Source organism: Variovorax boronicumulans (assembly GCF_019352895.1).
In the GTDB taxonomy this organism is placed as follows: domain Bacteria; phylum Pseudomonadota; class Gammaproteobacteria; order Burkholderiales; family Burkholderiaceae_C; genus Variovorax; species Variovorax boronicumulans_A.
In genome coordinates this window covers 873943-887643 of record NZ_JAAAFX010000009.1, presented here as the reverse complement: position 1 = coordinate 887643, position 13701 = coordinate 873943, and the positions used below count along the sequence as shown (strand labels likewise).

Sequence of the window (13701 nt, the reverse complement as noted above, 5' to 3'; positions counted from 1 at the left end):
TGAATAGAACAATAAGACGGAATTTGTTATGAATCTCCACCAATTCAAGTTCGTGCAGGAGGCCGTGCGCCGCAACCTGAACCTGACCGAGGCCGCCAAGGCCCTGCACACCTCGCAGCCCGGTGTCTCGAAGGCCATCATCGAGCTCGAGGAAGAGCTGGGTGTGGAAATCTTCGCGCGCCACGGCAAACGCCTCAAGCGCGTGACCGAGCCGGGCCAGCACGTGATCGCGAGCATCGAACTCATCATGCGCGAGGTCGGCAACCTCAAGCGCATCGGCGAGCAGTTCAGCGCGCAGGACAGCGGCACGCTGTCGATCGCCACCACGCACACGCAGGCGCGCTACGTGCTGCCGGTGCCGGTGGCCAGGTTGCGCGAGGCCTATCCGAAGGTCAACGTGAGCCTGCACCAGGGCTCGCCCGACCAGGTGGCGCGCATGGTGATCGACGAGATCGCCGAGATCGGCATCGCCACCGAATCGCTGGCCGATTACGCCGAACTGGTCACCCTGCCCTGCTACGAATGGCAGCACGTGCTGGTGCTGCCCAAGGACCATCCGCTGGCCGACAAGGAGCGCGTGTCGCTCGAAGACCTGGCGAGCGAGCCGATCATCACCTACCACCCGTCGTTCACCGGCCGCACCCGCATCGACCACGCTTTCGCGCAGAAGAAGCTCACGCCGCGCATCGCACTCGAAGCCATCGATTCCGACGTGATCAAGACCTATGTCCGCCTGGGGCTGGGCGTGGGCATCGTGGCCGAGATGGCGGTGCGCGACGACACCAATGCCGACCTGGTGGTCAAGCCCATGGGCCATATCTTCGGCCAGAACGTCGCGCGCATTGCGTTCAAGCGCAGCGCCTACCTGCGCAACTTCGTCTTCAAGTTCGCCGAGTTGCTGAGCGACCGGCTCGACCGCAACCTGATCGCCAAGGCGCTGAGCGGCCAGCAGCAGGACTACGAGCTTTAAGCTCCCCGAGGGCTTCGCGCACTTCGTGCGGCGCGCGCCTTCCCCCTTTCCGGGGGCGACACCGGCGGCCCGGCGAAGCCGGTGCCGCGCTGTCCCACGACCATCGCATCATCGAACCCACGAGCATCATGAGCATCGATTTCTCCTCCGCCCGCACGCCCGCGATCGCCAGCAAGCTGCCCGCCGTCGGCACCACCATCTTCACCGTGATGTCGGCGCTGGCCGCAGAGAAGAACGCGGTCAACCTGGGCCAGGGCTTCCCCGATTTCCATTGCGATCCCAAGCTGCTCGATGCGGTGAACCGCGCGATGGCCGCGGGCCACAACCAGTACCCGCCGATGCCGGGCATACCAGCGTTGCGCGAGGCGATGGCCGCCAAGATCGAGGCACTCTACGGCCGCCGCTACGACGCCGCGAGCGAGATCACCGTCACGGCCGGCGCGACGCAGGCCATCATCACCGCGATCCTGGCCGTGGTGCACCCGGGCGACGAGGTGATCGTGCTCGAGCCCTGCTACGACAGCTACGTGCCCAACATCGAACTGGCCGGCGGCGTCGTCGTGCGGGTGCCGCTCACGCCGGGCACCTTCAGGCCCGACTTCGCCCGGATCGGCGCCGCGCTCACGTCGAAGACGCGCGCGATCGTCATCAACACGCCGCACAACCCCAGCGCCACGGTCTGGACCGCCGCAGAGATGCGCGCGCTTGAGGAGTTGCTGGCACCGACCGACGTGCTGGTGATCAGCGACGAGGTCTACGAGCACATGGTGTTCGACGGCGTGCCGCACGAGAGCGTGGCCCGCTACCCGGGCCTGGCGGCCCGCAGCTTCATCGTGGGCAGCTTCGGCAAGACCTATCACGTGACCGGCTGGAAGGTCGGCACCGTGGCCGCGCCTGCCTCGTTGACGGCGGAGTTCCGCAAGGTGCACCAGTTCAACGTGTTCACCGTCAACACGCCGATGCAGCACGCGCTGGCCAGCTACATGGCCGACCCCACGCCCTACCTGGAACTGCCGGCCTTCTACCAGCGCAAGCGCGACCTGTTCGCCGCCGGGCTGGCCAAGACCCGCTTCAAGCTGCTGCCCAGCGCCGGCACCTACTTCCAGTGCGTGGACATCACGGCCGTGAGCGACCTGGGCGAAGCCGACTTCTGCCAGTGGCTCACGCGCGAGATCGGCGTGGCTGCCATTCCGCTGTCGGCCTTCTACGGTGGCGGCTTCGACCAGCGCGTGGTGCGCTTCTGCTTCGCCAAGAAGGACGAAACCCTGGTGCACGCGCTGGAGCGACTGGCGAAGCTCTGACACGGCGCGTCGGTTTGGCCTGACCGGCACAGGGGCTGCTTTCCCTTTGCCGCCGCCCCGATCGGGGCGACCATGGGGCTTCCATACGAAGCCCTTAGGAGAAGTTCATGTCGACAATACTGCTGGTCATCCTGATTCTGTTGCTCATCGGGGTGCTGCCGACCTGGGGTCACAGCCGCAACTGGGGCTACGGACCGAGCGGCGGCCTGGGCCTGGTGCTGATCGTCGTGATCGTGCTGCTGGTCATGGGCCGCATATGACGCCATGAGCCGCCTCACCCGCGCCATGAAAAAGCCCGCTCGCGCGGGCTTTTTCATGCCTGCAGCTGGGCCCAGGCCTTGTCCAGCCGCTTGACGCTCACCGGCTGCGGCGTGCGCAGCTCCTGCGCGAAGAAGCTCACGCGCAACTCTTCGAGCAGCCAGCGGAACTCCAGCATGCGATCGTCGACCGCGCCCTTGCGTTCCGCCACCAGCCGCCAGTAGCGCTGCTCCTGCGGCCGCAGTTCGGCCAGCTTGGCGGCGTCGCGTGCGGGGTCGGCGCGCAGTTTGTCGAGCCGCGCGGTGATCGCCTTGAGGTAGCGCGAGAAATGCTGCAGCTGCGGCCAGGGCGTGTCGATGATGAAACGCTTGCCCATCAACTTCTGCAACTGTTGCGCCGCATCGGCCGTGGCTTCAGGCTGGATCTTGGTGTCCTTGATCTTGCGCACCGCCGTCGCGTAGTCGACCAGGATCACGCCGGCCAGCCGGGCCACCTCGTTGGCGATCAAGGTGAGCCGGCCGCGGCCTTCCTCGATGCGCCGCTTGAAGGCGAACTCGTCGGTCGGCAGCGGCTCCTGCAGGAAGGCGCGGTCCAGCGCCACGTCGATGAGCTGTGCGCGCAGTTCGTCGGAGGTGCCCAGCGGCATGTAGGCCACGGCCATCTTCTGCAGGTCCGGGATGTTCTTCTCGAGGTACTTGAGCGCGTCCTTGAGCTGCAACGCGAACAGGCGGCGCAGGCCTGCGCGGTGCTTTGCGGCGGCCACGGCTGGTTCGTCGAAGACCTCGATCGTGACGCCGTCGCCGCCGTCGAGCAGCGCCGGGAAGCCGATCAGCGATTGCGCTCCACGGCGCACCTCCATCAGCTCGGGCAGCTCGCCGAAGGTCCAGGCGGTGTAGCGCGCGCCCGCGGGCAGCGCTGGGGCGGCGGCCGGTGCCGCGGCACGCGGTGCCGTCGCCGGTGTGTTCTTTTCAGCCGGTGCCGCGGGCGCGGCTCGCACGTTCAGCCCGGCCAGCGCCTGGAAGGCACCGCGCGCCTGCGCGCCGAGTTCGCCCTTGAGCGCGCCCAGGTTGCGGCCCATGCCCAGCTGGCGGCCGTGCTCGTCGACGATGCGCAGGTTCATGAACAGGTGCGGCGGCAGCATGTCGAGCTTGAAGTCGGCGCGCAGCACGTCGATGCTGGTCAGCTCGCGCACGCGCCTGAGCAGCACGTCGGTCAACGAGCCCGCGCCGAACAGCTCGGGCGCCGACAGCGCCTCGGCCAGCTTGCTCGCCGACTCGGGCAGCGGCACCAGCCGCGAGCGCGGGCGCTGCGGCAGGCTCTTGAGCAGCGCCTGGATCTTGTCCTTGAGCATGCCGGTCACCAGCCACTCGCAGCGCTCCTCGCTGACCTGGTTGAGCACGAACAGCGGCACGCTCACGGTCAGGCCGTCCTTGGCGTCGCCGGGCGCATGCAGGTAGGTCGCGGCGCAGTCCACGCCGCCCAGCCGCACCGTCGGCGGGAAGGACTGGGTGGTGATGCCGGCCGCCTGGTGGCGCATCAGCTCGTCGCGCGTGAGGAACAGCAGGCGCGGCTGGGCGCGCGACAATTCCTTGTACCAGTGCTCGAAGGACGTGCCGCTCGCCACATCGGGTGGCAGCTGCGCGTCGTAGAAGGCGTAGATCAGTTCGTCGTCGACCAGCACGTCCTGCCGGCGCGCCTTGTGCTCGAGACCTTCGACCTCCTTGACCAGCTTGCGGTTGGCCGCCAGGAAGGGGTACTTGGTCTCCCACTGCCCGCCGACCAGCGCCTCTCGGATGAAGATCTCGCGCGCGGCCACCGGGTCGACCTTGGTGAAGTCGACGCGCCGGCCGCTGTACACCACCAGCCCGTAAAGCGTGGCGCGTTCCAGCGCCGTGACCTGCGCGCCCTTCTTTTCCCAGTGCGGGTCGAGCAGCTGCTTCTTGAGCAGGTGGCCCGCGACCTCTTCCAGCCACTGCGGCTCGATGTTGGCGATGCCGCGGCCGAACAGGCGCGTGGTCTCGACCAGCTCGGCGGCCACGATCCAGCGGCCCGGCTTCTTGCGCAGGTGCGCGCCCGGGTGCCGGTAGAACTTGATGCCGCGCGCGCCCAGGTAGGCCTCGTCGTCCTCCATCTTCCAGCCGACGTTGCCCAGCAGGCCGGCCAGCATCGACAGGTGCAGCGCCTCGTAGCTCGCGGGCTGGCGATTGAGCTGCCACTTGTGCTCGCTGACCACCGTGAGCAGCTGCGAATGGATGTCGCGCCACTCGCGCAGCCGGCGGATGTTGACGAAGTTCTGCCGCAGCAGCTGCTCGTACTGGCGGTTGCTGATCTTGTGCGTGGGCAGCGCCTCGGCCACCGGTGCGGGCGCCGCCGCGGCCATGCGCTGCGCGATCGGCAGCACGGCGGCGCTCGCGCGCTTGCCCGGGTCGCCGTGCAGCTCGCGCCGGGTCTGCGGTGCGTTGCCGCCGCGGGCGTCTGCGATCCATTTCCAGAGCGTGAGATAGCCGCTGAATTCGCTGCGGTCGTCGTCGAACTTGGCGTGCGCCTGGTCGGCCTGCTGCTGCGCCTCCATCGGGCGGTCGCGCACGTCCTGCACCGACAGCGCCGAGGCGATCACCAGCACCTCTTCCAGCGCGCCGCGCGAGCGTGCCTCCAGGATCATCCGGCCCACGCGCGGGTCCAGCGGCAGCCGGGCCAGTTCCTGGCCGATGGCGGTGAGCTCGTTGGCGTCGTCGACCGCGCCCAGCTCGTTGAGCAGCTGGTAGCCGTCGGCGATGGCGCGCGGCGCGGGCGCCTCGAGGAAGGGGAAGCGCGCCACGTCGCCCAGGTGCAGCGACTTCATGCGCAGGATCACGCCGGCCAGCGAGGAGCGCAGGATTTCCGGGTCGGTGAAGCGGGGCCGACCCAGGAAGTCCTTTTCGTCGTAGAGCCGGATGCAGATGCCGTTGGCCACCCGGCCGCAACGGCCGGCGCGCTGGTTGGCCGCGGCCTGGCTGATCGGCTCGACCAGCAGCTGCTCGACCTTGCTGCGGAAGGAATAGCGCTTGACGCGCGCGGTGCCGGTGTCGATCACGTAGCGCGTGCCCGGCACCGTGAGCGAGGTCTCGGCCACGTTGGTGGCCAGCACCACGCGGCGGCCGGTGTGGCCCTCGAAGATGCGGTCCTGCTCGGCCGGCGAGAGCCGCGCGAACAGCGGCAGCACCTCGGCATTGCGCATCACCGGCTGGTTGGCCAGGTGGCGGCGCAGGTGGTCGGCCGCCTCGCGGATCTCGCGCTCGCCCGGCAGGAAGACCAGGATGTCGCCGCCGTTGTGCGGGTCGCGCCAGAGCTCGTCGACGCCGTCGGCGATCGCGCTGTTGAGGTCGTACTCGCGCGATTCCTCGAAGGGACGGTAGCGCTGCTCGACCGGGAAGGTCCGCCCGGACACATAGATGATCGGTGCGGGTCCGTTCCTGGACGCGAAATGCGTGGCGAAGCGGTCGGCATCGATGGTGGCCGAGGTCACGATCACCTTGAGGTCGGGCCTACGCGGCAGGATCTCGCGCAGGTAGCCCAGCAGGAAGTCGATGTTGAGGCTGCGTTCGTGCGCCTCGTCGATGATGATGGTGTCGTAGGCCTTGAGCAGCGGGTCGGTCTGCGTCTCGGCCAGCAGGATGCCGTCGGTCATGAGCTTGACCGAGGCGTCGCGGCTCAGCCGGTCCTGGAAGCGCACCTTGAAACCCACCACGTCGCCCAGCGGCGTCTTGAGTTCCTCGGCGATGCGCTTGGCCACCGAGCTGGCGGCGATGCGCCGCGGCTGGGTGTGGCCGATCAGCCTGCCTTGGCCCGGCGGCTTGTTGAGCTTGCCGCGGCCCAGCAGCAGCGCGATCTTGGGCAGCTGCGTGGTCTTGCCCGAGCCGGTTTCGCCGCAGACGATCACCACCTGGTGGGCGGCGATGGCCTCGGCGATTTCCACGCGCCGGGCCGAGACGGGCAGCGACTCCGGGAATTCGATTTTCAGCGTGCTCTTCGGCGGAAGGGGCGCGGGCGGGGCGGACAGGGAATCGGTAGACAAGACAGTCAGTCGGGCACGAGGCACATCGGAGAGAATTGACAATTATCCCAGCCCGCTCCGGTTCGCGCCGTTCACCCTCCTTCGCCACCCTGCCAGCCACCGCCGAATGTCCACCGTCTTCAACTTCACCTTCGTTCCCTGGTTCCGTTCCGTCGCCCCGTACATCCACATGCACCGAGGCAAGACCTTCGTGGTGGGGCTCACGGGCGAGGCGATCGCCGCGGGGAAGCTGCAGAACATCGCCCAGGACCTGGCGCTGATCCAGTCGATGGGCGTCAAGGTGGTGCTGGTGCACGGCTTCCGGCCCCAGGTCAACGAGCAGCTGCGCGCCAAGGGCCAGGAGGCCCGTTACTCGCACGGCCTGCGCATCACCGACGAGGTGGCGCTCGACTCGGCCCAGGAGGCCGCGGGCCAGCTGCGCTACGAGATCGAAGCCGCCTTCAGCCAGGGCCTGCCCAACACGCCGATGGCGGGCTCGACGGTGCGCATGATCTCGGGCAACTTCATCACGGCGCGGCCGGTGGGCGTGATCGACGGCGTGGACTTCAAGCATTCGGGCCTGGTGCGCAAGGTCGACAGCGCGGGCATCCTGCGCACGCTGGACTTCGGCGCCATGGTGCTGATGTCGCCCTTCGGCTTCTCGCCGACCGGTGAAGCCTTCAACCTCACGATGGAGGAAGTCGCGACCAGCGTGGCGATCTCGATCCAGGCCGACAAGCTGATCTTCCTGACCGAGGTGCCGGGCATCCGCGTCGACAGTGAGCTGCCCGAGAGCGAGGACAACCCGATCGACACCGAGCTGCCGCTGGACGCCGCGCGCAAGCTGCTGACCACGCTGCCGCCCGCGCAGCGCCCCACCGACACCGCCTTCTACCTGCAGCACTGCGTGAAGGCCTGCGAAGCGGGCGTCGAGCGCAGCCACATCCTTCCCTTCTCGGTCGACGGCTCGCTGCTGCTCGAGGTCTATGTGCACGACGGCATCGGGACCATGGTGGTCGACGAGAAGCTGGAGTCGCTGCGCGAGGCCACGGCCGACGACATCGGCGGCATCCTGCAGCTGATCGAGCCCTTCGAGCGCGACGGCACGCTGGTCAAGCGCAGCCGCACCGAGATCGAGCGCGACATCAGCCAGTACTCGGTGATCGAGCACGACGGCGTCATTTTCGGCTGCGCGGCGCTCTACCCGTACCCCGAATCGCGCACCGCCGAGATGGCGGCGCTCACGGTGTCGCCGCACTCGCAGTCGCAGGGCGACGGCGAACGCATTCTCAAGCGCGTCGAGCAGCGCGCCAAGGCGCTGGGCCTGGACAGCATCTTCGTGCTGACCACCCGCACCATGCACTGGTTCATCAAGCGCGGCTTCGTGGCGGTCGACCCCGACTGGCTGCCCGAGGCGCGCAAACGCAAATACAACTGGGACCGCAAGAGCCAGGTCCTGGTCAAGAAACTCAAGTAGACGACGCCATGAATCCCCTGCTCGCCAAGCTGCAGCCCTACCCCTTCGAGCGGCTGCGCCAACTCTTCGCCGGCGTGGTGCCGAATGCCGATTTCGCGCCCATCAGCCTGGGCATCGGCGAACCCAAGCACCGGACACCGGGCTTCATCCGCACCGCATTGAGCGAGGGCCTCGACGGGCTCGCGGCCTACCCGGCGACCGCGGGCGACGCCAAGCTGCGCGCCGCCTTCACCGGCTGGCTGCAGCGCCGCTACGACGTGGCGGTCGATCCCGCGACGCAGGTGCTGCCGGTCAACGGCTCGCGCGAGGCATTGTTCGCGCTGGCGCAGACCGTGGTCGATCCGTCGGGGCCGGCCGCGCCCATCGTGATGTCGCCCAACCCCTTCTATCAAATCTACGAGGGCGCGGCCCTGCTGTCAGGCGCCGATACGCACTACGTGCCCAGCATCGCCGAGCGCAACTTCGCGGTCGACTGGGACGGCGTGCCCGAGGCCGTCTGGGCCCGCACCCAACTGGTGTTCGTCTGCTCGCCGGGCAACCCCACGGGCGCGGTGATGCCGCTGGACGAATGGCGCAAGCTGTTCGCGCTGTCCGACCGCCACGGCTTCGTGATCGCCTCGGACGAGTGCTACAGCGAGATCTACTTCCGCGAGGAAGCGCCGCTGGGCGGGCTCGAGGCCGCCACGCGCCTGGGCCGCACCGACTTCAAGAACCTGGTCATGCTGACCTCGCTGTCCAAGCGCAGCAACGTGCCCGGCCTGCGCAGCGGCTTCGTGGCCGGCGACGCGGCGCTGATCAAGTCCTTCCTGCTCTACCGCACCTACCACGGCAGCGCCATGGGCGGCGCGGTGGCCGCGGCCAGCATCGCGGCCTGGGGCGACGAGACGCATGTGGTGGAAAACCGCGCGCTCTATCGCGCCAAGTTCGCGGCCGTCACGCCGCTGCTGGAAGCGGTGATGGACGTGCGCCTGCCCGATGCCGGCTTCTACCTCTGGGCCGGCGTGCCCGCGGCCTGGAACGGCGACGACCAGGCCTTCGCCCGCGCGCTCTACGCTCAATACAATGTGACGGTGCTGCCGGGCAGCTTCCTCGCACGCGACGTCGGCGACGCCCACCCCGTGAACCCGGGCCGGGGCCGTGTCCGCATGGCCCTGGTGGCCGGCACCGACGAGTGCACCGAGGCCGCCCGCCGCATCGTTGATTTCATCCAGAACCGAGCTCCTTCATGACCCAACAACTCCAGCAGACCATCGACGCCGCGTGGGAAGACCGCGCCAACCTCTCGCCTTCGCAGGCTTCGGCCGAAGTGCGCGACGCCGTCGACCATGTGATCTCCGAACTCAACAACGGCACGCTGCGCGTCGCGACCCGCGAGGCCGTCGGCCAGTGGACCGTGCACCAGTGGATCAAGAAGGCGGTGCTGCTGTCCTTCCGCCTCAAGGACAACGAACAGGTGCAGGCCGGCTCGCTGGGCTTCTACGACAAGGTGCCGACCAAGTTCTCGCACCTGTCGGCCAGCGAACTCAAGGAAGCCGGCGTGCGCATCGTCCCGCCGGCCGTGGCACGCCGCGGCAGCTTCATCGCCAAGGGCGCGATCCTGATGCCTTCGTACGTCAACATCGGCGCCTACGTCGGTGAAGGCACCATGGTCGACACCTGGGCCACCGTGGGTTCGTGCGCGCAGATCGGCGCCAACGTGCACCTGTCGGGCGGCGTCGGCATCGGCGGCGTGCTCGAGCCGCTGCAGGCCGGCCCGACCATCATCGAAGACAACTGCTTCATCGGCGCGCGCTCCGAAGTCGTCGAAGGCGTGATCGTCGAAGAGAACTCGGTGCTGTCGATGGGCGTGTTCATCGGCCAGAGCACCCCGATCTACGACCGCGCGACCGACACCGTGAGCTACGGCCGCGTGCCGGCCGGCTCGGTGGTGGTGGCCGGCAACCTGCCCAAGCCCGGTGGCAAGTACAGCACCTACGCCGCGATCATCATGAAGAAGGTCGACGCCAAGACGCGTTCGACCACCAGCCTGAACGACCTGCTGCGCGACTGATCCCGCCCCGGCCGCCGCAAGGCGGTCTTTTTTCTCCCTGAGAACGCCCCGAGGAGCGAGAGACCGATGAATACGATGGAACGCATCCTTCGCCTGATGGCGGAACGCAAGGCCTCCGACATCTATCTCTCGGCGAACTCGCCGGCGCTGATCCGGATCAACGGCAACTGCCTGCCGATCAACAGCCAGGTGCTGCCGCCCGAAGCGCCGCTGAACCTGCTGTCCGAGGTGGTGCACCAGAGCCGGATCGCCGAGCTCGAGCGCACAGGCGAGCTCAACATGGCGATCCAGCTCGAGGGCGCGGGCAACTTCCGCATCAGCGGCATGCGCCAGCGCGGCAGCTATGCGGTGGTGGTGCGGCATATCGCGCTCACCATCCCGTCCTTCGACGACCTGCACCTGCCCGACGTGCTCAAGACGCTGGTAATGGAGCGCCGCGGCCTGATCCTGATGGTCGGCGCGACCGGCGTGGGGAAGTCGACCACGCTGGCCTCGATGCTGGACTACCGCAACGAGAACGCTTCGGGCCACATCCTCACGGTCGAGGAGCCGATCGAGTTCACCTTCACCAACAAGAAGTCGATGGTGAACCAGCGCGACGTCGGCAGCGACACGCAGTCGCTGCAGGTGGCCTTGAAGAACGCGCTGCGCCAGGCGCCCGACGTGATCCAGATCGGCGAGATCCGCGACCGCGAAACCATGACGGCCGCCATCGCCTACGCCCAGTCGGGCCACCTGTGCGTGGCCACGCTGCATGCCAACAACAGCTACCGCGCGCTCAACCGGATCCTGAGCTTCTACCCTGTCGAGGTGCGTCCCACGCTGCTGGGCGACCTGTCGGGCGCGCTGCGCGCGATCGTGGCGCAGCGGCTGCTGCGCACGCCCAAGGGCGAACGCTGGCCGACGATCGAGGTCATGCTCAACACGGCGCTGATCGCCGAGATGATCGAGAAAGGCGACTTCTCCGCCGTCAAGGAGGCCATGGTCCAGTCAATGGCCGAGGGCTCGCAGACCTTCGAGGAAGACATTGCGCGGCTGATCGGCGAAGGCCGGGTCACGCGCGAGGAAGGCCTGGCCCAGGCCGACTCCCCCACCAACCTCATGTGGCGCCTGCAGAACCGCCAGGTGCCCGCGAGCAAGCGCGAGGAAGAGAAGGCGCTGATGGAGCAATCCGAGGCGCCGAGCTTCACGGACATCACTCTCGACGTGCGCCACTGAACTTGCACCACCCCCGAAGCGCCTGCGGCGCCTCCCCCTCAAGGGGGCGATACCGGCGGCCCGGCAAAGCCGGTTCCACGGTGTCATTGGCCCACCCCCGAGGCGCCTTTGGCGCCTCCCCCTCAAGGGGGCAATACCGGCGGCCCGGCAAAGCCGGTTCCGCGGTATTCCCCGACCGGGCTGCCGAGCTACGCTCATGCAGCCGCTTGAAGAAGAACTGACCTGACCATGTCCCGTACCCTGCAACTCGCCGAACAACTCATTTCCCGGCCCTCGCTGACGCCCGACGACGCGGGCTGCCAGCAGATCCTGGGCGAGCGCCTCGCGCGCCTGGGCTTCCGCCTCGAGACCATCGAGAGCGGCCCGGCCGACTTCCGTGTCACCAACCTGTGGGCGGTGCGCGCCGGTGCCGAAGGCGGCAGGACGCTGGTCTTCGCCGGCCACACCGACGTGGTGCCGACCGGCCCGCTCGAGCAATGGACCAGCCCGCCCTTCACGCCGACCCACCGCGGCGGCCAGCTTTACGGCCGTGGCGCCTGCGACATGAAGAGCTCGCTGGCGGCCTTCGTGGTGGCCATCGAGGAGTTCCTCGTCGCGCAGCCCGACCCGCAGCTCACGCTCGCGCTGCTGCTCACCAGCGACGAGGAAGGTCCGTCGGTCGACGGCACCGTGGTGGTCTGCCACACGCTGGCCGCGCGCGGCGAGACGATCGACTACTGCATCGTCGGCGAGCCGACCTCGGTCGAGCGTTGCGGCGACATGATCAAGAACGGCCGCCGTGGCTCGATGAGCGGGCGGCTGACGGTGAACGGCATTCAGGGCCACATCGCCTACCCGCACCTGGCGCGCAACCCGGTGCATGCCTTCGCGCCGGCGCTGGCCCAATTGGTGGCGATCAACGAGGCCGGCGGCTGGGACGCGGGCAATGCCTTCTTCCAGCCCACCAGCTGGCAGATCAGCAACATCCATGCGGGCACCGGCGCCAACAACGTGATCCCGGGCGCGGTGGTGATCGACTTCAACTTCCGCTTCTCGACCGAGTCCACGCCCGAATCGCTGCAGCAGCGCGTGCAGGCGGTGCTCGACTCGCACGTCGTCGACTGCACGCTGGCCTGGACCGTGGGCGGCCTGCCCTTCCTCACACCGCCGGCCGAGTTGGTCGAGGCGGTGCAGCAGGCGATCCACGACGAGACCGGCATCGTGACCGAGCTCTCGACCAGCGGCGGCACCAGCGACGCGCGCTTCATCGCGCGCATCTGCAGGCAGGTGATCGAGTTCGGCCCGGTCAACGCCAGCATCCACAAGATCGACGAGCATGTGGCGGTCGATGCCATCGAGACCATGAAGAACGTCTACCGCCGCACCATCGAGCGGCTGGAGCAGATCGAAGCCGGGAGCGCGGCATGAGCACCCCGGTCACCGTGATCGCGCTGATCGAAGCCGCCGCCGAGCGCCTCGATGCGGCCGGCGTGGCCTTCGGCCATGGCACCGCCAACGCCTTCGACGAAGCCGCCTGGCTGGTGCTGTGGCAGCTGCGGCAGCCCATCGACGACCTCGACGCCGTGGCCGACCGGCCGGTGTCGCCGGCCGAGCAGGCCCAGGTCGAGGCGCTGGTCGACACCCGCATCCGCACGCGCCAGCCCGCCGCCTACCTGACCAAGGAGGCCTGGCTGCAGGGCGTGCCCTTCTACGTCGACGAACGTGCCATCGTGCCGCGCAGCTTCATCGCCGAGCTGCTGATCGACGGCGGCATCGACTACTGGCTGGGCCCGCACACGCAGCAGGTGCTCGACCTGTGCACCGGCAACGGCAGCCTGGCGGTGCTGGCCGCCATGACCTACCCGGACGTGACGGTGACCGCCTCGGACATCTCCGCGCCGGCGCTCGAAGTGGCCGCGATCAACATCACGCGGCACGCACTCGACAGCCGGATCACGCTGGTCGCCTCGGACGGCTTGGCGGCCCTGCCCGGCCCCTGGGACCTGATCCTGTGCAACCCGCCCTACGTCAACGCGCAGAGCATGGCCGCGCTGCCGCCCGAATACCAGGCCGAGCCCGCGCTGGCCCTGTCGGGCAATGCGGCCGGCGGCACCGACGGCATGGACTTCATCCGCGGCCTGCTGGCCGACGCGCCTTCGCGCATGAGCGCACAGGCGGCGCTGGTGCTCGAGATCGGCAACGAGCGCGCCTACTTCGAGGCCGCCTTCCCGCGGCTGGAGGCGATCTGGCTCGACACCTCGGCCGGTGAAGACCAGGTGCTGCTGCTCACGCGCGACGCCATCGTGCGCGGCCTGCGCTAGGCGCCGCGGCCATGGACGTTCTGCTCGACGTCCGGGTGTCGCGCATGCTGGAGGCGTGGGCTCGACACCTCGGCCGGTGAAGACCAGGTGCTGC

At 68.5% G+C, this 13701-nt stretch carries 10 protein-coding genes; 9 read left to right on the top strand and 1 reads right to left on the bottom strand.

Going from position 1 to position 13701, the window contains the following annotated elements; genetic code table 11:
* Positions 1-28: 28 nt before the first annotated feature.
* From K0H49_RS23260 to K0H49_RS23250, 3 genes are all read left to right on the top strand, one after another.
* A complete protein-coding gene (locus K0H49_RS23260) occupies positions 29-970 on the top strand; it encodes a CysB family HTH-type transcriptional regulator (protein ID WP_219217551.1) in 942 nt (313 codons plus the stop codon).
* Between the two features lie 128 nt (positions 971-1098).
* Positions 1099-2271 carry a pyridoxal phosphate-dependent aminotransferase gene (locus K0H49_RS23255; RefSeq protein WP_219217548.1) on the top strand — a complete coding sequence of 391 codons (1173 nt, stop codon included), beginning with the start codon at positions 1099-1101 and terminating at the stop codon, positions 2269-2271.
* 107 nt (positions 2272-2378) lie between these two features.
* A complete protein-coding gene (locus K0H49_RS23250) occupies positions 2379-2531 on the top strand; it encodes a DUF3309 family protein (protein ID WP_183026925.1) in 153 nt (50 codons plus the stop codon).
* A 53-nt stretch (positions 2532-2584) separates the two neighbouring features.
* On the opposite strand, the gene hrpA is transcribed toward K0H49_RS23250, so the two are convergent.
* Complete coding sequence (gene hrpA, locus K0H49_RS23245; protein WP_257625088.1) at positions 2585-6583, bottom strand: ATP-dependent RNA helicase HrpA; 3999 nt, start codon at positions 6581-6583, stop codon at positions 2585-2587.
* A 106-nt stretch (positions 6584-6689) separates the two neighbouring features.
* On the opposite strand from hrpA, the gene argA reads away from it, so the two are divergent.
* From argA to prmB, 6 genes are all read left to right on the top strand, one after another.
* Positions 6690-8039, top strand: a complete 1350-nt coding sequence (argA, locus tag K0H49_RS23240; protein WP_219217546.1) for an amino-acid N-acetyltransferase — start codon at positions 6690-6692, stop codon at positions 8037-8039.
* Between the two features lie 8 nt (positions 8040-8047).
* The gene (gene dapC, locus K0H49_RS23235) at positions 8048-9268 is read left to right on the top strand and encodes a succinyldiaminopimelate transaminase (RefSeq protein ID WP_219217543.1); all 1221 of its coding nucleotides are present in this window, start codon (positions 8048-8050) and stop codon (positions 9266-9268) included.
* Positions 9265-10089: a 2,3,4,5-tetrahydropyridine-2,6-dicarboxylate N-succinyltransferase gene (dapD, locus tag K0H49_RS23230; RefSeq protein ID WP_219217542.1), complete on the top strand. Its 825-nt coding sequence runs from the start codon at positions 9265-9267 to the stop codon at positions 10087-10089. Before dapC ends, dapD begins: the two co-directional genes overlap by 4 nt.
* A 66-nt stretch (positions 10090-10155) precedes the next feature.
* Entirely contained in the window at positions 10156-11307 is a 1152-nt protein-coding gene (locus K0H49_RS23225) for a PilT/PilU family type 4a pilus ATPase (RefSeq protein WP_219217540.1), read from the top strand.
* Between the two features lie 228 nt (positions 11308-11535).
* A complete protein-coding gene (gene dapE, locus K0H49_RS23220; RefSeq protein ID WP_219217538.1) occupies positions 11536-12714 on the top strand; it encodes a succinyl-diaminopimelate desuccinylase in 1179 nt (392 codons plus the stop codon).
* On the top strand, positions 12711-13607 hold the full coding sequence (prmB, locus tag K0H49_RS23215; protein WP_219217535.1) for a 50S ribosomal protein L3 N(5)-glutamine methyltransferase: 897 nt from the start codon (positions 12711-12713) through the stop codon (positions 13605-13607). The genes dapE and prmB overlap by 4 nt, the downstream gene beginning before the upstream one ends.
* The last annotated feature ends 94 nt before the right edge of the window (positions 13608-13701 follow it).